This is a genomic window from Streptomyces sp. XM4193, from assembly GCF_023072595.1.
Taxonomy (GTDB): Bacteria; Actinomycetota; Actinomycetes; order Streptomycetales; family Streptomycetaceae; genus Streptomyces.
Genome location: NZ_JALLGK010000004.1, coordinates 82,561 through 103,925 on the forward strand (window position 1 = coordinate 82,561; position 21,365 = coordinate 103,925).

16 protein-coding genes are annotated in these 21,365 nt (G+C 72.9%); 14 read left to right on the forward strand and 2 right to left on the reverse strand.

The genetic code is table 11. The features are described 5' to 3' along the window. Positions 1 to 59: 59 nt before the first annotated feature. The 3 genes from MTQ01_RS13490 to MTQ01_RS13500 all read left to right on the forward strand — a co-directional run bounded on the left by MTQ01_RS13490 (position 60) and on the right by MTQ01_RS13500 (position 7,167). Positions 60 to 3,050 (forward strand): LuxR family transcriptional regulator, encoded by a 2,991-nt coding sequence (locus tag MTQ01_RS13490; RefSeq protein WP_247490099.1) that lies wholly within the window; start codon positions 60 to 62, stop codon positions 3,048 to 3,050. Further along, the gene (locus MTQ01_RS13495; RefSeq protein ID WP_247490101.1) at positions 3,028 to 5,853 is read left to right on the forward strand and encodes an AAA family ATPase; all 2,826 of its coding nucleotides are present in this window, start codon (positions 3,028 to 3,030) and stop codon (positions 5,851 to 5,853) included. The genes MTQ01_RS13490 and MTQ01_RS13495 overlap by 23 nt, the downstream gene beginning before the upstream one ends. A 624-nt stretch (positions 5,854 to 6,477) precedes the next feature. Further along, positions 6,478 to 7,167 (forward strand): PAS domain-containing protein, encoded by a 690-nt coding sequence (locus MTQ01_RS13500; protein WP_282613655.1) that lies wholly within the window; start codon positions 6,478 to 6,480, stop codon positions 7,165 to 7,167. 798 nt (positions 7,168 to 7,965) lie between these two features. On the opposite strand, the gene MTQ01_RS13505 is transcribed toward MTQ01_RS13500, so the two are convergent. Next, complete coding sequence (locus MTQ01_RS13505) at positions 7,966 to 8,724, reverse strand: SDR family NAD(P)-dependent oxidoreductase (protein ID WP_247490103.1); 759 nt, start codon at positions 8,722 to 8,724, stop codon at positions 7,966 to 7,968. Positions 8,725 to 8,871: 147 nt separating this feature from the next. Between MTQ01_RS13505 and MTQ01_RS13510 the strand changes: the two genes are divergently transcribed. From MTQ01_RS13510 to MTQ01_RS13535, 6 genes are all read left to right on the forward strand, one after another. Beyond that, positions 8,872 to 9,513 (forward strand): TetR/AcrR family transcriptional regulator, encoded by a 642-nt coding sequence (locus tag MTQ01_RS13510; protein ID WP_247490105.1) that lies wholly within the window; start codon positions 8,872 to 8,874, stop codon positions 9,511 to 9,513. A gap of 416 nt (positions 9,514 to 9,929) precedes the next feature. Beyond that, on the forward strand, positions 9,930 to 11,798 hold the full coding sequence (locus MTQ01_RS13515) for a KUP/HAK/KT family potassium transporter (protein WP_247490107.1): 1,869 nt from the start codon (positions 9,930 to 9,932) through the stop codon (positions 11,796 to 11,798). A 417-nt stretch (positions 11,799 to 12,215) separates the two neighbouring features. Next, positions 12,216 to 12,419, forward strand: coding sequence for a cold-shock protein (locus MTQ01_RS13520; protein ID WP_247490109.1), 204 nt, complete (start codon positions 12,216 to 12,218; stop codon positions 12,417 to 12,419). Between the two features lie 232 nt (positions 12,420 to 12,651). After that, positions 12,652 to 14,208: a DEAD/DEAH box helicase gene (locus tag MTQ01_RS13525; protein WP_247490111.1), complete on the forward strand. Its 1,557-nt coding sequence runs from the start codon at positions 12,652 to 12,654 to the stop codon at positions 14,206 to 14,208. Between the two features lie 199 nt (positions 14,209 to 14,407). After that, positions 14,408 to 14,758 carry an SCO5918 family protein gene (locus MTQ01_RS13530; protein WP_247490112.1) on the forward strand — a complete coding sequence of 117 codons (351 nt, stop codon included), beginning with the start codon at positions 14,408 to 14,410 and terminating at the stop codon, positions 14,756 to 14,758. A gap of 240 nt (positions 14,759 to 14,998) precedes the next feature. Further along, positions 14,999 to 15,712 carry a class I SAM-dependent methyltransferase gene (locus MTQ01_RS13535; protein WP_247490114.1) on the forward strand — a complete coding sequence of 238 codons (714 nt, stop codon included), beginning with the start codon at positions 14,999 to 15,001 and terminating at the stop codon, positions 15,710 to 15,712. A 285-nt stretch (positions 15,713 to 15,997) separates the two neighbouring features. Here MTQ01_RS13535 and MTQ01_RS13540 read toward each other — a convergent pair whose 3' ends face one another. Continuing rightward, complete coding sequence (locus MTQ01_RS13540; RefSeq protein ID WP_247490116.1) at positions 15,998 to 16,744, reverse strand: GPP34 family phosphoprotein; 747 nt, start codon at positions 16,742 to 16,744, stop codon at positions 15,998 to 16,000. Positions 16,745 to 16,881: 137 nt separating this feature from the next. On the opposite strand from MTQ01_RS13540, the gene MTQ01_RS13545 reads away from it, so the two are divergent. From MTQ01_RS13545 to MTQ01_RS13565, 5 genes are all read left to right on the forward strand, one after another. After that, positions 16,882 to 17,142, forward strand: coding sequence for a CopG family transcriptional regulator (locus MTQ01_RS13545; RefSeq protein WP_247490118.1), 261 nt, complete (start codon positions 16,882 to 16,884; stop codon positions 17,140 to 17,142). Further along, complete coding sequence (locus tag MTQ01_RS13550) at positions 17,139 to 17,582, forward strand: PIN domain-containing protein (RefSeq protein ID WP_247490119.1); 444 nt, start codon at positions 17,139 to 17,141, stop codon at positions 17,580 to 17,582. Before MTQ01_RS13545 ends, MTQ01_RS13550 begins: the two co-directional genes overlap by 4 nt. A 266-nt stretch (positions 17,583 to 17,848) precedes the next feature. After that, positions 17,849 to 18,499 carry an NYN domain-containing protein gene (locus MTQ01_RS13555; protein ID WP_247490121.1) on the forward strand — a complete coding sequence of 217 codons (651 nt, stop codon included), beginning with the start codon at positions 17,849 to 17,851 and terminating at the stop codon, positions 18,497 to 18,499. 132 nt (positions 18,500 to 18,631) lie between these two features. After that, positions 18,632 to 19,900, forward strand: a complete 1,269-nt coding sequence (locus MTQ01_RS13560) for an alpha/beta fold hydrolase (protein WP_247490123.1) — start codon at positions 18,632 to 18,634, stop codon at positions 19,898 to 19,900. A gap of 212 nt (positions 19,901 to 20,112) precedes the next feature. After that, positions 20,113 to 21,147 carry a polyprenyl synthetase family protein gene (locus MTQ01_RS13565; RefSeq protein ID WP_308294396.1) on the forward strand — a complete coding sequence of 345 codons (1,035 nt, stop codon included), beginning with the start codon at positions 20,113 to 20,115 and terminating at the stop codon, positions 21,145 to 21,147. Positions 21,148 to 21,365 lie beyond the last annotated feature (218 nt).

Sequence of the window (21,365 nt, forward strand, 5' to 3'; positions counted from 1 at the left end):
GAGAAGAAGATCGCGTTGCACGGGGCAACCCTGTTCCCATGCGTAGCTAAGATAATCAGATGTTGCCCCTCGAGTTCCTGCTCCTGGAGCGTGACCGGGAACAGGCTGTGCTCTCGGCCGTGATCGGCGAGCTCCGGTCCGCGCGCCCCGCCGTGGTCACCGTGAGCGGAGAGCCAGGGCTCGGCCAGAACGGTTTGCTCCGCTGGGCCGTCGAACAGGCCGGCAACACCGAGCTGAGAGTGCTGACCGCCCGCGCCACCCCCGCCGAGCACCAACTCCGGTACGGCGTCGTCGCCCAGCTCCTCGCCGGCGAGGACCGCGACATCGCCCCGCGCCTGTTCACCACCCGGGACGGCTCCGGCGGACTGCCCGGCCTCGGCGGGCTCCTCACCGCCGCCCGCGACCGTCCCACCCTGCTCGTGGTGGAGGACGTCCAGTGGCTCGACACGGCCTCCCTGCGCTGGCTGGAGGCGCTGGCCCGGCGTCTGCCCCGGGCGCCGCTGGCCCTGCTCACCAGCAGCACCGGTGCCGCCATCACCCGGCCCGAGTGGAGCGTGGGCACCTCCCTCACCAGCACCGTCAGCACCGTCGAACTCGCGCTGCCGCCCCTGACCGCGAGCGGTACCGCCGCCGCCGTCCACGCGGTCTGCGGCGTCCCGGGCGACCCCGAGTTCACCGCCGCCGTCGCCGAGACCACCCGCGGCATCCCGGCCGTCATCCACGACGTCCTGTCGCGCTTCACCCGTGCCGGGCACCACCCCGGCGCCGAGGACCTCGACCACCTCCGCACGGTTGCCGCCGAAGTGGTCGGCGACCACGCCGCCAAGGCCCTGAGCGAACTGCACGATCCGGCGGCCGTGGACGCCCTGCGCGCCCTCGCCGTCTGCGGCGACCTGCTCGACTTCCCGCTGGTCTGTGGGCTCGCCGGACCGCACGCGGTGCCCGAGGCCAGGCTGCGCGCCACACTCCAGGCCAGCGGCCTGACCACCCTTCGCGACGGCGCCCCGTACATCCGCGACAGCGTGGTGCGGGCCCGAATACTGGAGGAGATGACGGCCGCCGACCGCGGTGACCTCTACGTCCGCGCCGCCCGGCTCGCCCAGCGGGTCGCCGCCGACGACCAGGGCATCGCCGATCTGCTGCTGCTGGCAGGACCGGTCGGCGACCCCTGGGCCGTCGACACCCTGCGCCGCGGTTTCACCGACGCCCTGCGCGACGGACGCCGGGACCGCGCCGTCGGCTATCTCGCCCGCGCACTGGACGAACCCCTCGACGCCCGGACCCGCCCCCGCATCGAGTTCCAGCTCGCCTCGGCCGAGATGGTCACCGTCCCCGCCGCCGCGGAACGACGCCTGCACGGACTGATCCGCGCTCCCGGCACCGGACTGCGCTCCCGCGCCATCGACCTGTGCCTGCTCGGCGGCGACACCCGCTCCCCGCGGCTCGCCCTGGCCGAATCCGGTGAACTTCCCAGGCCCGCACAGGGAGCGCGGCCCGGACGGGGGAGCGGGCCCGTACTCCCGAACGCCGCCGTCCCGCCGATTCCCCCCAAGTCGCCGGGGACCCACGCCGCGGCCCACTGCCCGAGCCCGGGCGGCCCGGCCCCCGCCCCGCCCCCCGGACCTGCGGCGTCCGCCGTCCCGCCCGGAGCGAGCGGGCCCGCCGATCCCGCGCTCGCCGAGCACCACGAACTCACCGCTCTGCTGCGCATCGCCGACGCGCTGCGCCACGACGCGAACGAACTCGACATCCTCCCGGCGCCCGCCCTGCCCGAGCACTCGCACAGCCCGGCCGTCGCCGGACTGCGCTCCTGGCAGCACGCCATGGCCGGGGCCCACATCGACGAGGCCCGCCGGCTGGCCCGCGCCGCCCTCGCCCCGGACCCCGCCGGACGCCCCCCGCTCGTGGTCCCCCGCCTCTTCGCCTGCCGCACCATGATGCTCACCGACGACGGCGACGAGGCGGAGCCCCACCTGGCCACGATGCTCGCCGAGGCCCACCAGGAACGCTCCTCGATCGCCGTCGCGCACATCCTCGCCGTCCGCGCCGACCTGCACATCCGGCACGGGCGCCCCGCCGGCGCCGCCCGGGACCTGGCCGCGGCGGAGGCGGAACTGCCGCCCGCCCGGCGTCATCCGCTCTTCCTCTCGTACTGGACCTCCCTGGGCATCGTCGCGGACATCCAGAACGGCCGGCTGGACCGGGCCCGCGAGGCCGCCGCCCGGCCGATGCCCCGCCTCGCCCGGGAGTGCGCCACCACCGCCTACATGCTCTTCGCCCAGGGCGTCATAGCGCGCGTGGACGACGACCCCTTCCAGGCGCGGGAGTACTTCCGCGCCGCCGGTCGCTGGCTGCTGCGTTTCGGCTGCGCCAACCCGGCCGAAGTGCCCTGGCGTTCGCTCGCCGCCGAGGCCGCGCACGACCTCGGCTCGGGGGAGGAGGCCCAGCGACTGGCGGACGAGGAGCTGGCTCTCGCCCGGCGCTGGGGCGCCGCCAGCTCCCTCGGCCGGGCCGAGCTCGGTCTCGCCATGGTGACCGACGCGAACCGCGTCGAACACCTCCGCGCGGCCGTCGCCACCCTCAGCGACGCTCCCGCCCGTACCGCCTACACCCGCGCCGTGCTCGAACTGGCGTCCGTCGAACGCGAGGAGGCCGAGCGCAGGTCGGTCGTCGCCGCCGGCCCCGGCGGCCGCACCGACGATCTCGTCGCAACCCTGCTCGCGGACACCGCGGGCACCGACGTCCCGACCCACCTCGGCAGGGCTCAACGACCCGCGGACACCGCGCCGTCCGACGTCCGGCGGCGCTCCGGCGCCCGAACTCCCGCCGCGTGGCGGTGCCTCAGCGACGCCGAGCACGAGGCCGCGACGCTCGCCGCCCGCGGTCTCGGCAACCGGGAGATCGCCGCGCTCCTCTCCGTGACCACGCGCACCGTCGAGCTGCGTCTCAGCGGTGTCTACCGCAAGCTCCGCATCCGCGGACGCGAGGAACTGAGGGCACCGTCCCAAGGATCGGAGGACAGCCCCAATGCTGCTGGAGCGCAACATTGAGACAGCACTGGTCGACGCGGCGCTCGGCGCCGCGACCGACGGGCGGTCCTCCCTGATCCTGCTGACCGGCCCACTGGGCATCGGCCGTACGGCACTGCTTCAGCGGTTGTCCGGACTCGCCGAGGGCCACGGCGACATCCGGGTGCTGCGCGCCAACGCGGCCCCGATGGAACAGGACTTCGCCTTCGGCGTCGTACGGCAGCTCTTCGAGACGCTGCTCAGTGACGCCGACGAGGAGTACCGCGACCGCTGGATGGACGCCCACGCCTCCTTGGCCGGCCACATCCTCGCCGACGACACGGCCCCGCCCGGCGCCGACCAGGCGATCGCCGCCACCGAGGCGGTGCTGCACGGGCTGTTCTCCCTGATCGTCAACGTGAACACCGAGCACCGGCTCATGATCCTCGTCGACGACCTCCAGTGGTCCGACGTGCCCTCCCTGCGCTGGCTGACCTATCTGGCCAAGCGGCTGCACGGGCTGCGGGCCGTCATCGTCTGCGCCCTGCGCGACGGTGAGCCGCGCACCCAGCACACCCTCATCCGCGAGGTGCGCGAGGCCGCCACCCAAACCCTGCGGCCCGCCTCGCTCAGCCTGGAGGCCGCCCACGCCCTCGTCCACGAACGCTTCGGCGAGTCCGGCGACGAGGAGTTCGTCCGTGCCTGCCACGAAGTCTCCGCGGGCAACCCCCTGTTCCTGAAGGCGGCCCTCATCGGCACCGAGGTCCTCGGCCGCCGCCCGCTGGCCGAACACGCCGACGTGGTACGCGGGTTGGCCCCTTCCCAGCTGCGCGAACGCATCGCCAGCATCCTGCGCACCCAGCCCGCGCCCGTACGCGACCTCGCCGCCGCCATCGCCGTCCTCGGCGAACAGGCCGACCCGCCGGCGCTGGCCCGGCTCGCCGGACTCGACTCCCTCGGCTACACCGGCGCCCTGCGCGCCCTCGGCGCCCTCGGGATGCTCGCCGCCGACGAGCCGCGCTTCGTCCACCGCGCGGTGCGCGACGCCGCCGAGTCCACCCTGACCATGACCCAGCGGGAGGGGATGCGCGACGAGGCCGCGAACCTCCTGTACACCGCGGGCGCCCCCGCCGAGCAGGTCGCCGCCCAGCTCATGGCCGTCGTCACCCGCCACCAGCCGTGGGCCGTCGACGTGCTGCGCGCCGCGGCCGACACCGCGTTGCGCCGCGGCGCCCCCGACGCTGCCGCCCGCTACCTCCAGCGTGCCCTGCTCGACAGCCCGGCCGACGGCGTCGACCGGGCCCGCCTCCTCGTCGAACTGGCCACTGCGGAAAGGGGCTTCGACCCCCTGGCCTGCGAACGCCACATCGCGCAGGCGATGACGCTGCTGCCCGAGGCCCGGGACCGCGCCGTCGCCGCGCTGCGCATCTCGCCCACTCCGCTCGGCCCCGCCCTGCCGACCGTCGTCGAGCTGCTGCGCCAGGCGGAAGAAGGACTGGGCCCCGCCGAACTGCTCACCGGTGTCGACCGCGATCTCGCACTGCGGCTGGAGGCCAGGCTGCGCCACTGCGGCCACGAGGACCCCGCCATGCTCACCGCCGCGGCCGAGCGGCTCAAAGAGCTCGGCCCCGAACCGCCCCTGGACACCGCCGCGGAGCGGGAGCTGACCATCGCACTGCTCGGCGCCGTCACCCTCGGCTGCCGGATGCGCGCGGACAAGGTGGTACGGCTCGCCGGACGCATCCTCGACCGCGAACCCGCCACCTCCGCCCGCGTCCACTCCACCCTGCCCCTGGTGATCATCACGATGATCGCCGCCGACTCGGTGGAGGCCGTCGACTCCTGGCTCGCCGTCGAACACCGGGCCCAGGCACGGGGCACCACTCCCGCCAACGCGCTGGTCCACATCGAACAGGCCCTGGTCCACCTGGGCCGCGGCCGACTCGCCCAGGCCAGGGAACAGTCCGAAACGGCCCTCGGCATGACCGAGACCGCCCACGACACCCTCGGCACCGTCGCGACGATGACGCACGCAATCGTCGCCCTGGAATCCCGTGACCCGGACCTCGCGGAGCGCGTCCTGCGCCGCGCGAGCCGCATCAGCCCCCAGGGGCTCACCCTCACCGGCATACTCCGCCTGCTGGAGGCCACCGGCGAGATCGCCGCCGGCGACCACACCGGTGCACTGGACTCACTGCGCTCCTGCGGACGCCAACTCGAGGCCGCGGGCTGGCACAACCCGGTCCTCTTCCCCTGGCGCTCCTGGGCCGTCGGTGTCCACCAGCGCCTGGGGGACACTCGCAGTGCCCGAGCTCTCGCCGAGGAGGAGTTCGCGCGCGCCGAGCAGTGGGGCGCGCCCCTCGGTGTCGGCCGGGCCATGCGGCTGCTCGGCCGACTGGAGGACGGCGGCAGGGGCGTCGCCCTGCTTCGCGAGGCGGTGACGGTGCTGCGCGGATCCGCCAACCAACTGGAGCTGGCCCGCGCGCTGTTGTCCCTGTCCGAACGCCTGGGCAGCGGGCCGGAGTCGGAGGCGCTTGCCCGCGAGGCCGCCACTCTGGCGAGCGCCTGCGGTGCGCCCGTCCTCGCGGAGCGCGCCGTGAACGGTACGGGGGACCGGACCGCGCCCGCGGCCTTCCCGCACCATCTGCTCACCCCGACCGAGCGCCGGGTGACCGGTCTGGCCTGCCGCGGGCTGACCAACCAGGAGATCGCCGCGGAACTGCGGGTCAGCTCCCGGGCCGTCGAGAAACACCTCACCCACGTCTATCGGAAAGTGGGTATCCCGGGACGCCGGGAACTCATCGGGCTGGTGGCCGGCTCGGAAACCGACGACGTCCTCAAGTAATACGGGGCGAAGACGCCGAGGTTTTATCCGGATAATGCGGAGCGCCGCGTCGACCCGTTTCCGCCTTCGCTGCCCACTCTGTCGCCCCCTGCGTTGCCGCCTGTGTTTCCGTATGCGTTCCAGGTGTGCCCGGATATCTCCGGAACGGGAATGGCCGGGCTTTCCCCCCGCAAGGTACGGACCTGTGTATCCAACCCTGGTGGGTACAGCCGTTCTCCGCTCGTCGCGACAGGGCGACACCTTCGGCCGCGAGCAATGTCCGTGGTGCTCACCGTGGCTGCGCCCGTGGTTGCCGTGACGGCTGCGGGAAGCGGTTCCGGGCGTACACCGAACCCTCTGCCGAACCCCTTCGGTAGGGGCTTCGGCGGGGAGGGGACCGTACACCGAACCCCTTGGCGCCGTACCTCTTCGGTACGGGACCGTACCTACCGAAGGGGAAACCACAGGATTGGCCGATCGGGTGGCGACGACGTTGACCGGCGCTTAGTCACGTTCGTAATATCCGCAACATCTGCACCACTGCAACGCCTTTTCAACAAAGGCTCGTGCAGGTTCTCTGTCCCATTGCCGGGACTCATGCCCCAGTCACCGGCATGTGTCAATTGGAGAAGGGTTCCGAGTTCCTTGACCCCCACCCCCCACTCAACACTCATTGATCGTGCGCAAACCGACGGAGCGACTGCTTCGTCCGCCACAGCCGCCACCGACGGATTCGACAGGCACGACGCCTACGTCGCCTGTCTCGATCCTTCCCTCACCATCCAGCAGGTCAACCAGGAATTCGACCGGCGTTTCGGTCGGCCGGCCTCCGACCTCTGCGGGACGCGCTTCTGCGACCTGGTCCACCCCAGCGTCCAGCAGCCCCTGATGCAGCAGTTCGCCCGGATGCTGGAGGGCAAGCGCCACCGGTTCGCCACCGAGGTCATCGCGGTCGGCAGCGAGGCCGACGCCTCCATGCTGCCGCTGAGCGCCATGGCGGTCCGCGGCGGCCACACCCCCGACGTCGCGGCCATCCTCGTGGTGATGTCCGCCGCCGGGGAGAAGACCGAGGAGGTCGCCGCGGTCGCGCCGCGCAAGCGGATCCTCAGCGAGATCGACGCCCGGATCCTGGAGGGCATCGCCGCCGGGGTCTCCACCATCCCCCTCGCCTCCCGCCTCTACCTCAGCCGTCAGGGCGTCGAGTACCACGTCACCGGACTGCTCCGCGCGCTGAAGGTTCCCAACCGCGCGGCCCTCGTCTCCCGTGCCTACTCGATGGGCGTCCTCAAGGTGGGCACCTGGCCGCCGAAGGTCGTGGAGGACTTCATCAAGTGACCGGCTGCGCGCACCCTGCGGCCTCGAACCCCCCGACGGCCGTTGCCGGTCGATGCTGTCCCGGCCGCCGTAGCCCCGCACCTACCCGATCGGCCGTCCTCGTCCCCTGGCGGGCACTCACCTCCCGGCGGGCCCTCGCTCCCGGCGGCCTGATCGAGATCGACGGCGTACCCCGCTGTCCCCGGCGAACCGAAGGCCCCGGCCCTGCCCAACTGCGGCCGTGCCAATACTCGTTCGACCGGGGACGGCGGGGTGCGCCGTCCCCGGTCCCGTGTCCGGCGCGGCTGGTCCGTGACCGCTGCCTCCGATCCCCGGACGCGTCGGCGGGAGCGGGCCGGCTCGTGCGTCGAGGCTCGGAGGGAGCAGATGACGGCCCTGGCCCGAGCGGTCGAAGTCACGGCAACCGCCGGCTCTCTTCGGCCGTGTCGACCGGCCTGTCGCCGAGGCTCCCGGCGAGGACGGTGTTGCTGCGGAGTGCCGGACGGTCAAAGGTCACCGCGGTTTGTGCTCGGAGCTGCGAACTGCGGCGGCGGGGCCCCGGGTTGATGTCCCGGACGGTTCCTCTCCCGGCCTCGTGTGCCCATGTCGGTGCGATGGGTGGGGAGTTCGGAGGGGCCGGGCCGAAGCGTGGCGCGCCTGGTGGTGAAGTGGCCGGTGGGTCCGGCGAGTTCGGGCGGAGCACGGTTGCGCCGAGCCCTGCCCGGCCTCCGCTGCTCCCGCTGCCGGTCCTGCCGGTCCTGTCGGTCGGGTCGGGATGCCTCGGTGACGGTCGGGACGCCTCGGTGGCGGCGGGCGTCGCTACAGGAGGGCGCCGCCGGACACCTCGATGCGTTGGCCGGTGACCCATCGCAGATCCTCGGAGGCGAGTGCGGCGATGGCGTCGCCTATCTCGTCCGGTTCGCCGACGCGGCCGAGTGCGGTCAGGGCGGCCAGGCTCTCGCGCATCTGCGGATCGTCCCGCATGGCGCCACCGTTGAAGTCGGTGGCGGTCGGGCCCGGCGCGACGGCGTTGACACGGATACCGCGTGCGCCCAGCTCCACCGCCCACGTCCGGCTGAGCGCCTCGACCGCCGCCTTGGAGGCGGAGTAGACGGCGGTGCCTGCGCTGGTGTGGCGGCTGAGGGAGGAGGAGACGTTGAGGACCCGTCCGCCGTCGGCCAGCACGGGAGCCAGCGCCTGTACGAGGAAGAACATCCCGCGCACGTTGGTGTCCATCATCGCGTCGTAGTCGTCGACCGTGACCGATTCCAGCGGCCCGAACACCCCGACCCCGGCGTTGTTGACGAGTACGTCCAACCGGCTCGCCCCCCAGCGCTCCAGCTGCGCGGTCAGTTGGGAGACGAAGGCGGGGAAGGAGGCCACATCGCCGATGTCCAGCCGCAGTGCGGCGGCTGAGACGCCCGCCCTCCGCATCTGCTCGACCGTCTCCTCGGCTCCCTGTGCGTCGCCGCGGTGGGTGGCGACGACGTGCAGTCCGTGCCGGGCCAGCGCTTGGGCCGTTGCCCGGCCGAGCCCGCGATTGCCGCCGGTAACCAGTGCGATCCTGCCTGATTCCATGGTGTTTCTCCCTCGGGAACGGAACGACGCCGGCCGGGGAGTGTCCCCGGGACCGATGGCGAGTCGAGCGACTCGCCTCACCTCACAGAAGCATCACCCGGGAGGCGAGTCAAGTGACTCGCCTCGCCCGGGGCATACTCTGGATCGATGAACGCCGGACTCTCCGCCCACCACCAGCAACTCGCCCGGCGCAAGCGCGAGGCGATCACCGCGGCGGCCACCAAGCTGTTCCTGGAGCGGGGCTACGACGGGACCTCGCTGGCGAAGATCGCGCAGGAAGCAGTCGTCTCGAAGTCCACGCTGTTCAAGCAGTTCCCCACCAAGGCGGCGCTCTTCGAGGCCATCGTCGTCGAGTACTGGGAGGGCGGGCCGGGCCCGACCGCGCCCGTACCGCGAACCGGTGACGACCTCGGCGCCGGGCTGAGCGTGATCGGCCGCCAGTACGCCGACCTGATCGGCCGGCCCGCGATGGCGGCCCTCTTCCGCATCGTCATCGCCGAACTGCCGCGGTTCCCGGAGCTGGGCCGGGCACAGTTCGAGCTGGGCAAGCTGCCGTACTTCATCTCCGTCCAGCACTATCTGGAGGCCCAGCACGCCGCCGGCACCGCGGTGGTTCCCGACGCGACGAGCGCCACCAACCAGTTCCTCGGGCTGATCGCCAACTACGTGCTGTGGCCGCGGATGCTGCTCCCCGACTGGGACCCCACGCCGGCCGACGTCGACCGCGCCGTCGACGAGGCCGTGACGACGATGCTCGCCCGCCACGCCCGCAGCGCCGACAAGCCGTAGCGGCCACCCGGGCGGGCCATGCCTCCAACGCCGCTCCCGCACGGCGGCGCTCGGCGACTTCGGGCGCTGCACCACCGCCGGCGTGCGCGTCGGTGGTCGCGTCGTGCGCCATCGCCTGCCGTCGGGGCTTCCGGTCGCGGACGGCGGGGGAGGGCCGGCGGAAATACGCTGGTGGGCGTGAGGTCCGCCGCTCCACCGAACGCGGGCCGCGGCCCGGTCGTACGGGACCTCCCGCCGCGGCCCCGACCCCGGCCCGCCCGGGGGAAACCGCCCGCTCACCTGCGTCGGGCCGTGCGCCCGCCCCCGAGCCCGGCGGCTCGTCGGCTCGCGCCTCCGTTCCCGCACCCGAGCCCGGCGGCTCGTCTGCTCGCGCGTCCGTCCCCGCGCCCGCTGTCGGCTCCGGCCGCGGGGGCGGAGTGAGCACCGGCGCGAGCGCGGTGCGCGCCGTCGGGCCCGGCGCGGCGTTGGGTGCGCTGGGGGTGGTGTTCGGCGATATCGGCACCAGCCCGCTGTACGCGATGGACGCGGTGCTGCAGACGACGCCGGACGCCTCGCGGGCGATGGTGTACGGGGCGACCTCGACGGTGGTCTGGCTGATGGTGAGCGTCGTCGCGGTCCTCTACGTGAGGCTGTTGCTCCGGGAGGACAACCACCGCGACGGCGGACTGCTGGCGCTGCTCACACTGTTGCGCCGCGACCCCCGCACTCCGCCGCGGATGCGCCTGGCGCTGACGGCGTTGGCGATCGTCGGGGCGGCGGCGTTCTTCGGGGACAGTCTGATCACCCCCGGCATCTCGGTGCTGTCGGCGGTCGAGGGGCTGGAGGTGGTCGCGCCGGACCTCGCCGCCTTCGTCGTCCCCGTGGCGCTGGTGGTCCTGATCGCCCTCTTCCTGGTGCAGCGGCGGGGCACGCGGTCGATCGCGCGCTGGTTCGCGCCGATCATGGCCTGCTGGTTCGCGCTGAGTGCGGGGCTCGGTCTGACGGCGATCGTCCGGCATCCCGAGGCGCTGGCGGTGCTGTCGCCGCACTGGGCCGTGCTCCACTTCGTGCAGCATCCGCACACGGCGTTCCTCTCGCTCGGCGCGGCCGTCCTGGCGGTGACGGGGGCCGAGGCGCTGTACGCGGACATGGGCGACTTCGGGCGGCGTGCGGTCACCAGGGCGTGGATGTTCGCGGTGATGCCCTCCCTCCTGCTCACCTACGCGGGCCAGGCCGCGGTCCTCGCCGAGGGCGGCGCGGTGGGCTCGGCGTACTACGCACTCGTGCCGACGTGGCTGCTGCTGCCCACCGTGGTGGTGGCGACGGCGGCCACGGTGATCGCGTCCCAGGCGGTGATCACGGGCACCTTCACCGTGGTCCACCAGGCCGGTCGGCTCCGTCTGCTGCCGCCGGCCCACACCACGGTGCGCGGGCCGCGGACCTATCTCCCGGTCGTGAACTGGCTGCTGCTGCCCGGAGTCGTCCTCCTGGTGGTCGGCTTCGGCAGCTCCGCGGCGCTGGCCTCGGCGTACGGGCTGGCGGTGACCGTCACGATCACCGTCACCTCGCTGCTGCTCACCGCGCGACTGGCGCTGTCGCGCCGCTGGGGCGCGTTGGCCGTCGCCGTGACGGTGCTGGTTCTCGTCCTCGCGGTCCTCGCCGCCAACCTGCCGAAAGTGCGCACCGGCGGTTGGCTGCCGATGGTCGTGACGCTGTCGCTGGCGTCGGTGATGTACGCCTGGTGGACCGGGCAGGCCCGGGTCCGCCGCGCGACCCGGCGGCTCGAACCGCCGCTCGGGGAGATCGTCGAACAGGTGCGGGCCCGCGGCGCCGGGCTCGCCCGCCCCCGGGGCACCGCCGTCTTCGTCGGCCAGGACCACGAGCGCGCGCCGCTCGCCGTGCGGATGCATCTGGAGAACGAGCACAGCCTGCACGAGCGGGTCGTGATCCTGCGCTGCCGGACGCTGGACCGCCCCGCGGCCGGAACCGACAGCACCCCCGCGGTCGACGCGACCGGAGCCGACGTCGGCGTCTGGGTCGTACGGGTCGACATCGGCTACGACGACGTCTTCCGTCCCCGTGCGGTGCTCACCGCGGCCTCGGTCGTCGAGCCCGGCCTGCCCGGCCACGCCGGCGCGAGCTACGTACTGTCGGAGTCACGGGTGGCCCCCCGGCCGCGCGGCCCCGCCTCGCGGGCCCGGTGGCGGATCTACCGGCTGCTCGACCGGTTCACCTCGCATCCGGCGGACCTGCTGGACGTGCCCGACGCGACGACGACGATCGTGGGCCGACGCATCCACGTCTGAGCGGACCGGAACGGCGAGTGGCCCGGGGGGACCGGTGGCAGATCGCGGCGGGGCTTCAAAGCCGGTGCTGCCGGTGCTGTCGGACGACCGGAGCGGGCGGATTCGCCGAAAACTTCACTTTCCGGGCGGCCATTGTCCGTTTCCGCCGGACGGTTTCCCGGGTGCTGCCCAGGATTTCCGCGGCCGGGGCGCGCCGCCCCGGCGGGGGCGGTGAAATGGCTCGGCGACGCACAGTGTAGCCCGTCGTGCTACTGTTCGCCCGGTTGCAGTTGTGGTTCCCAGGACTTCGAGCTCCCGGCAGGTTTCCGCCGGTGAGTCTCCATGAATTAGCCGGTCGTTTCCGGTTGGGGTAATCATCGCGGCGACACGGAATTCGTACAGTGCGGTTCCGATGTACTGCCCCAGAGGAGATTTGACATGGCCACCGGTACCGTGAAGTGGTTCAACGCGGAAAAGGGTTTCGGGTTCATCGAGCAGGACGGTGGCGGCCCCGACGTGTTCGCCCACTACTCGAACATCTCGGCCCAGGGCTTCCGTGAGCTGCACGAGGGTCAGAAGGTGACCTTCGACATCGGCCAGGGCCAGAAGGGCCCGACCGCCGAGAACATCGTCGTTTCCTGACGCTGACTCAAGTCGCAGCTGGGGCCCGGCATCCCTGGGATGCCGGGTTCCGGCTGCTTGCGTTTTCGCAGAATTTCGAAAGTACCGCGACGCGGCGAAAAGACGCGGAGGAATCCGTGGAATCGCCGGACGGTTGCCGGCACATTGCATCTTCGGCTCATGCTTGTGATTTTCAGCGCCGCTTCGCGCTGTGGAAATTCCTCGGTGTGTGCCGCTTCGAGGAAGGTTCCTCATGAACCGCAGACGTAACAACGACGGACGCGCCCACACCCGTGGCCGCGGAGACGGCAGCGAAGCCGGCCGCAGCGGTGGAAGCCGCGGCGGTCCGCCGGCCCAGCGCCGTTCCGGCAGTGGCGGACGACCCGGTGGCGGAGGCCGTTCCGGCGGTGGTGCACGCTCCGGCGGTGCCGGCCGCCGTCCGGCCCCGGTCGGTGGCGAGTTCGCGCTCCCCAAGACGACCGTCCCCGGGCTTCCCGCGGTCGAGGGCTTCGACGAACTCGACCTGCCCGAGCCGCTGTTCGCCGAGCTCGCCAAGCAGGGCGTGACCGTGCCCTTCCCGATCCAGGGCGCGACGCTGCCCAACTCGCTGGCGGGCAGGGACGTCCTGGGCCGCGGCCGCACCGGCTCCGGCAAGACCCTGGCGTTCGGCCTCGCGCTGCTGGCCCGCACCGCCGGAAAGCGGGCCGAGCCCCGCCGACCGCTGGCACTGGTCCTCGTACCCACGCGTGAGCTGGCCCAGCAGGTGACGGACGCGCTCACCCCGTACGCCCGTACCGTCCGGCTCCGGCTGGCGACGGTCGTCGGCGGAATGTCGATCGGCCGGCAGGCCGGTGTGCTGCGCGGTGGCGCGGAGGTGGTCGTCGCCACCCCCGGGCGGCTCAAGGACCTCATCGAGCGCGGCGACTGCCGTCTGGACGCGGTGGACATCACGGTGCTGGACGAGGCCGACCAGATGGCCGACATGGGCTTCATGCCGCAGGTCACCCGGCTGCTCGACCAGGTGCGTCCGGAAGGCCAGCGAATGCTGTTCTCCGCCACCCTGGACCGCAACGTCGACCGCCTGGTGCGGCGCTACCTGGCCGACCCGGTCGTCCACTCCGTCGACCCCTCCGCCGGCGCGGTGACGACGATGGAGCACCACATCCTCCACGTCCGCGCGACCGACAAGCACGCCGCCACCGTCGAGATCGCGGCCCGCGACGGCCGCGTGATCATGTTCCTGGACACCAAGCACGCCGTCGACCGGCTGACGCGCGACCTGCTCAAGAGCGGGGTCCGGGCCGCCGCGCTGCACGGCGGCAAGTCCCAGCCGCAGCGCAACCGGACCCTCGAGCAGTTCAAGACGGGCCATGTCAGCGTGCTGGTGGCGACCAACGTCGCGGCGCGCGGCATCCACGTCGACAACCTCGACCTCGTCGTGAACGTCGACCCGCCGACCGACCACAAGGACTACCTCCACCGGGGCGGCCGTACCGCGCGGGCGGGGGAGTCCGGCCGCGTCGTCACCCTCGTCGTGCCGAACCAGCGCCGAGCCATGGACCGCCTCATGTCGGACGCCGGCATCCGGCCGCGCACCACCCAGGTCGAGTCGGGCGACGAGGCCCTGAGCCGGATCACCGGTGCGCAGGCCCCCTCCGGCGTCCCGGTCGTGGTGACCGCACCTGTCGTCGAACGGCCCAAGCGCAGCGCCCCGCCGCGCAACCGCCGCCGCGGCGCGGCACCGGCGGCGGCCCGCCGCTCCGGTACGAGGACCCCGGCCCGTCGCGGAGGTTCGTCGGGACGTTCGTGAACGGGAGCCGCCCCGCCCGCGCGGCCGCCGTCGCACAGCACGCACCGCACCGCTGCGCCGGCGTGACCCCGCACCCGGGGCGGCGCCTTTCGGGAACCGGTGATCCGCGGGCCCAACCCGCGGATCACCGGCCGCGGCTGCACCACATCGGAACCTGTTGACCCGCCCATCCGTTCGTTCCTGCTCCCTGTGAGGCCACATGCGCTGCGTCATCGCCCGTTTCCCCTTCGAGCTCACCAAGATCGGTGTGCTGGAGTCGATGAAGGGCGTCAAGCCCGAGCCCGGCACCGGTGAGTTCGTCACCATCGGACGCCGGAACTACCCCGTCATGCAGGTCGGCCAGGTCATCACCAGGCAGGACCGTCGCGACTTCAGCGCCGGCGAAGTCACCCGGGCCATGACCAAGCTCGGATTCACCTGCCGCACCCTCCCCGAGGCCGCGCCCGCACCCGACCCGCAGGACGCGGTGCAGCGCGCCTCCGCCATGCTCGGTGAGCCCGCCGACGCTCCCGCCCCCGCCCCCGTCACGTCGCCGACCCCCACCGCCTGACCCGAACGGAACGCGACCGGCGGACGCGGTGCAGCCGCCGGGCCGCGGGGGAGCGCGGCTGTCCGAGAGCGCGGCCGTACGACCGTCCCGGAGCCCGGAGCCCGGAGCCCGGAGCCCGGAGCCCGGAGCCCGGAGCCCGGAGCCCGGAGCCCGGAGCCCGGGGACCGGAGCCCGGAGCCCGGAGCCCGGGGACCGGAGCCCGGAGCGGGTCAACGGGCCGGCGGGCCTACGCTGTCCGTCATGAGTCGTTGGGAGAAGTTGACCGGCGGGGTGTCCGGGGAGGAGTACGCCGCGCGGTTCGCGGCGCTCGCGGACAGCGGTCGGGACATGGACGGTGAGGCGCGCTTCTGCGCGGCGTTGGTGCCGCCCGGTTCACGGGTGCTGGACGCCGGGTGCGGTACGGGCCGCGTCATGATCCGGCTGGCCGAGCTGGGCCACCACTGCGTCGGGGTCGATCTCGACGCCTCCATGCTGGCGGTGGCACGCCGACAGGCACCCGAACTGGTGTGGATCCAGGCCGACTTGGCCACCTTGGACCCGGCCGCACTCGATCCGGCCTCGCTCGACGCAGCCGAAGGCGGCTCCGTCGGCCCGGGCCCGGCCGGGACTGCTTCCGCCGACCCCTCCGCTCCGTCGGCGACGTACGACCGTGACGGTGCGGGCTTCGATCTGGTGGTCGCGGCCGGCAACATCTTTCCGCTCCTCGCCCCCGGCACCGAGGCGGCGGCGACGGCCCGACTGGCGGCGACGCTGCGGCCCGGCGGCCTCCTGGTGGCCGGGTTCGGGCTGGACGCGGCACATCTGCCGGTGCCGCCCTCGATCACCCTGCCCGAGTACGACAGTCACTGCGCCGCCGCCGGGCTCACCCTGGCCGACCGGTTCGCGACCTGGGAGGGGCAGCCGTACGAGGGCGGCGGCTACGCCGTGAGCGTGCACCGCAAACCCGAGGACTGAGAGGCCCAACCCCGTTTCCACGCGGGGCGGTTCGGCGCCGGGCCGCCCTCGGCGCGTCTCCTCGCGAGGCTGCGGACCCTGCCCCGACGGCAGCGTCGGGCGCGGCCCGTGCCGTACGCACTGGGCGCGGCGTACGTACGAGAGCGGCGTACGGACGGCGAGCGACCTGCGGACGCGGGCGGCTGTGCCGGACCCATGTCCAACGGACCTGCCACCGTCACGGGCGCCACAGGCCACACGATCACCAGCCACAGGACCGCCGGGTGCCGGGTGCCGGGCGGTCCGTCAGACTCCTCGCCACAGGTTGGCGAAGGCCGAGCTCTCGATGGCTCGCCGCTGCCGTACGGATTCCAGCTCCATCACCGCGTCGTGCACGGCGGCCACCACGGTCGTGACCGCTTCGTTCTCGAACCCTGGCTCGGTGGCGACCGGTTCGGCCGCGGCAGCCTCCGCGGCGGCCCGTTCCTCCTCGGGAAGCTCCCACCGGCCCGGCCCGCCCCCGTCCGGCTCCTCGCCCTCCGGCCCGCCGTCCACCGGCTCCTCGCCGACCGCCTCCGCGTCGGTCTGCTCGCCGATGCCCAACGCCGAGGCGAGGGCGACCAGTACGGGCTCCTCCTCCCGCCAGCGCTCGGCGGCCCGGTGGTGCGCGGGCGTGGTGTCGACGGTCCCCACCCGGTCCGGGCCGAAGGGCAGTCGGCCGTCGCGCCGCTGCGTCAGCTCGCCGTCCTCCTCCAGCGCGGACTGGTAGGCGGCCGAGAGCTCGCTGCCCCGGCGCCAGAGCCAGTCCTCGACCCGTTCGTACGGTGTCTGCCGGACGACAGCCGCCGCCGCGTCCCGGAGCAGCCGATCGGCCGGTTCGGGCCGCCCGGCGGGCAGTACGCGGTCGTTGCGCACCTCGACCGTGCCCGAGTCGAGGAGGTCGATCAGCTCGGCGCCCGCCAGGGCGAGCGAGAGATCGCCCTGCCCGACGGCGTGCGCCGGGTCCATGGCGATGATGAACAGGTCTTTCGCCGTGGTGGTGGCGGTGGTCATGGCGACTCCCCTCCGAGGCGTTCGGATCACGTCCCGCGGTTGCCGTCCGGCCCGGCCCCCGGCCCGCGTGTCCCTCCAGCCTGCCAGGTCGCGCCGCGCGACGTACATCGACCTGGTACATGGGTTAGCGTTGGTACATGTCCATGAAGCGAACCAATGTCTACGCCGATCCCGAGGACCTCGCCATCATCAAGGAGGCCGCCAAGCGGCGCGGCGTCAGCGAGGCCGAGATCATCCGCCAGGGCATCCATCTCGCGGCCATGGCGAACCGAGTGTGGGACGAGCCCCTCTTCTCCCGCACCTTCGAGGGCACAGGCCGTACGCCCGGCAAGCGCCGGGTGCGCGAGACCGTCGCCGACGCCGTGCGTCGTGAGAGCGGGACCGGGAACGCCGCGTGATCATCGTCATCGCGGACACGTCCGGACTGCTTGCCGCGCTCGACTCGCGGCACCCCGAGCACCGGGCGTCCGGCGAGGCCCTCATGGCGGCCGGACTGCTGGTGATGTCACCGCTGCTGCTCGCCGAGATCGACCATGTGGCCACCCGTGAACTCGGCAGGGAGGCGGCGCTCAGCGCCGTCGACGACATCCGGCAGTGGGCACGGCGCGGCCGGATCGTCCTGCCGGAGATCACCGAGGACCATCTGGGCACCGCCCAGTCGGTACGCGCCCGCTACCGCGATCTCGACCTCGATCTCGCCGACGCCGTGAACGTCGCACTCGCCGCCGAATACGACACCGACGCCGTCCTCACTCTGGACCGCCGCGACTTCCGCGCCGTGCGCCCACTGGGCCGCCACAAGGCGTTCCGCCTCCTCCCCGACGACCTCCCGCTCTGACCGCCGGCCACGCACCCCGCACCGGGCCGTGCTCGGAGCCGGGCGACGAACCGGCGGGCGACGAACCGGCGGGCGACGAGCAGGCGGCCGGCAGGACCGGGCCGGCGTTCGGAGTGGGGGCGCTCGGAGCGCGAACCCGGTTCCGCCTGCGCGGCAGATTCGGGCAACTAGGCTGAGGCAACAAGAACGGCCCCTTGCGGGGCCGTCAACCCGAGATGCTCACGCCCTCGGGGGGGTTATGCGTGCGATGCTAACACGCTCTTCGCATGCGGTGTCCGGAAGTGCGCGAAGGGGAGTTCATGGGGCGGACCGCTGTCCTGGTCGACGGCTACAACCTGTACCACGGCATGAAGAAGCAGCGGGGCCGCAAGTACCTGTGGCTGGACCACGTGAGCCTGGCGTCACGGCTCCGGCCTCGTGACGAGATCGTCGACGTCCGGTACTTCACCGCCCCCGTCCTGGACGACGAGGACGCGATCGCCCGCCGGCGGACCTACCTGAGCGCGCTGAGTTCCCACAACGTCGGCGTCCTCTCCGTCGTCGAGGGGCGCTACCAGCGCAAGCGGATGCGGTGCCGTTCCTGCGGAGTCGACTGGACCAGCTACGAGGAGAAGGAGACGGACGTCAACATCGCCGTCGCCCTCATGGAGATCGCCGCCTCGAGAACGGTGGACAGCGTGCTCGTCATCAGCGCGGACAGTGATCTGTGCCCGGCGGTGCGGTCCTCGCGCCGGGTCAACCCGCAGCTGACGATCGTTCCCGCGTTCCCGCCCAACCGGCGTTCCGGTGAGCTGACGAAGCTGCTTCCCTCCGCCTTCACGATCAGTGAGACCAGGCTGCGCCAGGCCCAGCTCCCCGGGGTGGTCGAGGATCCCCGGACCGGCCGGAAGTACGTGCGGCCGGAGCACTGGAGCTGACCGCGGACCCGGACACCGGCGTGCACGGCCCCACTCACGCTTCGCAGCGGTTCCGGGCGAAGGGCCGGCCTGCGGGTCTGCGGGGGAGGGGTGGTCCAATCGGCGGCAGAGACCGTTCGCGAGGAGCTGCCCGTGCTGCCGAAGTACGCCACGACCGACCACGTCTTCACCGTCCCGCTGGTGCACGGGGACGCGGGGGACGCGCGCACCATCGAGGTCTTCGCCCGGGAGGTGGTCGATCCGGCGAGGGCCGGTGAGCAGCTCCCGTGGCTGCTGTACCTCCAGGGCGGTCCGGGAGGGAAGTCCCCGCGGCCGGTGGCGGGTCGGCCCGGCTGGCTGCCGCACGCCCTGAAGACCCACCGGGTGCTGCTCCTGGACCAGCGCGGCACCGGACGTTCGACCCCGATGACCGCCCGTGCGGCCGCCGGGTTCGCCGAGCCCGCCGAACTGGCCGAACATCTGGGCCACTTCAGGGCCGACTCCATCGTCGCGGACGCCGAGCACATTCGTCGCAGCCTCTGCGGGGACCAGCCCTGGGAGACCCTGGGGCAGAGCTACGGCGGGTTCCTCACGCTGGCCTATCTCTCGCGCGCGCCCGAGGGGTTGAAGGCGTGCCACGTCACCGGCGGGCTTCCCGGACTGGAGGCCGGCGCCGACGAGGTCTACGCCCGTACCTTCCCCAGAGTCCGGGACCGGGTGCGGGACTTCTACTCCCGCTACCCGGCCGACGCCCCCGTACTGCGCCGGCTGGCCGACGTGCTCCGGGAGGAGGACGTACGCCTGCCGGACGGCGACCGGCTCACCGTGCGACGACTGCGCACCCTGGGCCTGATGCTCGGCATGGGCGACGGGTTCGAGCGTCTGCACTGGCTGTTGGACGAGGCGTGCGACGCCGACGGCCTGCCCACCGAAACCTTCCTCCAGCAGGTCGCCGGCCTCACCGGGTTCGTCGACAACCCGCTCTTCGTGTTGATGCAGGAGTCCATCTACGCCACCGGCGGCGCCGCGACGGACTGGGCCGCCGCCCGGGCGCTGTCCCGCCACCCGGAGTTCGACGAGGACGCCGACCCGCTGCTGCTCACCGGCGAGATGATGTTCCCCTGGATGTTCTCCGACATCCGCGGACTGCGGCCCTTCGCCGAGGCCGCCCGGCTGATCGCCGAACGGACGGACTGGCCGCCGCTCTACGACCTCGACCGACTCGCCTCGAACACGGTCCCGCTGGCCGCGGTCGTCTACCACGACGACATGTACGTCGACGCGGGACTCTCCCTGGAGACCGTGGCCCGGGTCGGCGCCGCCCGCGCCTGGGTGACCAACGAGTGGGAGCACGACGGGGTCAACGCCTCCGGCGGCCGCGTCCTCGCCCGTCTCATGGACATGAACTCCGGCCGCGCCTGACCCACACCCCCGACCGACCACCACGAACGCCCTCTCGTCGCTGTGGTGGCAGGTAGGTGCCAGGGCGGGGGTGCGGGTGTGTAGTCGTTCGTGCTGGTCGGGGCGGGGGTTGTCCAGTTGTGGTCAGGCGTCGGGGGTTTCCTTCTCGGACGGGCGTGCGGTTTCTACGGTGCGTGTGGATTGTTGAGGGGGCGACCCCCGAGGAGGGGTGGATGCCGATGCCGGCACTGACCACGAAGCTGCGACGCCGCTCGATCTTCACCAGGGTGGCCGCGGCCGAGAAGGAGCTGGAGCGTCGACTCTCGGGCAATCTCGAGGTGGTCGAGCAGCGGCTGCTCGACTGCCTCGACGAGGCGAAGGACCCCCATGTCTCCGAGGTGGTCCGGCATCTGGTCGTCGCCGGCGGCAAGCGTCTGCGCCCCGCGTTGACGCTGCTGGGCGCCGAGTTCGGCGATCCGCGTGCGGACGGCGTGGTTGAGGTGGCGGTCATCTCCGAGCTGGTGCACACCGCCTCCCTGTGCCACGACGACGTGATGGACCGTGCGCTGATGCGCCACGGAGTGCCCAGCGTCAACGCGCGCTGGGGCAACCCCGTCGGCGTGATGGCGGGCAACTGGCTGGTGGCCAAGGCCGCGCAACTCTCGGCGCGGCTGGGCCCCGAGGTGGTGCCGCTCCAGGCCGAGGCGTCCAGCAGGTTGGTGAGCGGGCAGCTCAAGGAGATGGTGGGCCCGGGCGATTCGGTCGACCGGCTGACCCACTACTTCGACGTGGTGTCGGACAAGTCCGCCTCGCTGATCGCTCTCTCGCTGCGCTCGGGCGCGCTCCAGGGCGGTGCCCCCGCAGGCACCGAGGACGTGTTGCGCACCTACGGCGAGCACTTGGGCGTGGCGTTCCAGATATCGGACGATCTGCTCGACATCACCTCGCGCTCCTCGCTCTCCGGCAAGGAACAGGGCAAGGACCTGGCGATCGGCGTCGCCAGCCTGCCGGTTCTGCTGGCGCGCGCCGACGAGCGCCCGGGCACGGCCGAGTTGCGGGCTCTGCTGGACCCCTCCGCCGAGCTGGCGGGCCCGGCTCACGAGCGGGCGATGGCCCTGCTGCGCGAGTCGCCGGCGATGGCGGAGGCCGCGGAGATGATGGACCGGCGACTGGCCCTGGCGCGCGGTGCCTTGCGCGGACTGCCGAACACCCCGGCGCTGCGGGTGCTGGACGCCCTCTGCGAGTTCGTGGCGACGCGCCGGGTGTAGCGGACGACGTCCGCCGGCGGACGGGCAGTTCGACGTGACCGCCGCGACGGTCGTGACGCCGGTCGGCCCGTGCCCGGCGCCCGGCCGCCCACCACCGGCACCCACCACCCACCGCCCGGCACGATCCGCCCGGCGTGTGTGACGCGCCCATGCGACGGCCCGGCGTGTGTGACGCGTCGGCCGCGACACGTCCGCCGTGACGCACCCGCCGCGACTGT

What these genes read in the sequence shown, in the direction of transcription:
- MTQ01_RS13490 (WP_247490099.1), top strand. Translation starts at nt 60, where the DNA reads ATGTTGCCCCTCGAGTTCCTGCTCCTGGAGCGTGACCGGGAACAGGCT.
- MTQ01_RS13495 (WP_247490101.1), top strand. Translation starts at nt 3,028, where the DNA reads ATGCTGCTGGAGCGCAACATTGAGACAGCACTGGTCGACGCGGCGCTC.
- MTQ01_RS13505 (WP_247490103.1), bottom strand. Translation starts at nt 8,724, where the DNA reads ATGGAATCAGGCAGGATCGCACTGGTTACCGGCGGCAATCGCGGGCTC.
- MTQ01_RS13510 (WP_247490105.1), top strand. Translation starts at nt 8,872, where the DNA reads ATGAACGCCGGACTCTCCGCCCACCACCAGCAACTCGCCCGGCGCAAG.
- MTQ01_RS13520 (WP_247490109.1), top strand. Translation starts at nt 12,216, where the DNA reads ATGGCCACCGGTACCGTGAAGTGGTTCAACGCGGAAAAGGGTTTCGGG.
- MTQ01_RS13525 (WP_247490111.1), top strand. Translation starts at nt 12,652, where the DNA reads ATGAACCGCAGACGTAACAACGACGGACGCGCCCACACCCGTGGCCGC.
- MTQ01_RS13530 (WP_247490112.1), top strand. Translation starts at nt 14,408, where the DNA reads ATGCGCTGCGTCATCGCCCGTTTCCCCTTCGAGCTCACCAAGATCGGT.
- MTQ01_RS13535 (WP_247490114.1), top strand. Translation starts at nt 14,999, where the DNA reads ATGAGTCGTTGGGAGAAGTTGACCGGCGGGGTGTCCGGGGAGGAGTAC.
- MTQ01_RS13540 (WP_247490116.1), bottom strand. Translation starts at nt 16,744, where the DNA reads ATGACCACCGCCACCACCACGGCGAAAGACCTGTTCATCATCGCCATG.
- MTQ01_RS13545 (WP_247490118.1), top strand. Translation starts at nt 16,882, where the DNA reads ATGTCCATGAAGCGAACCAATGTCTACGCCGATCCCGAGGACCTCGCC.
- MTQ01_RS13555 (WP_247490121.1), top strand. Translation starts at nt 17,849, where the DNA reads ATGCGGTGTCCGGAAGTGCGCGAAGGGGAGTTCATGGGGCGGACCGCT.
- MTQ01_RS13565 (WP_308294396.1), top strand. Translation starts at nt 20,113, where the DNA reads ATGCCGATGCCGGCACTGACCACGAAGCTGCGACGCCGCTCGATCTTC.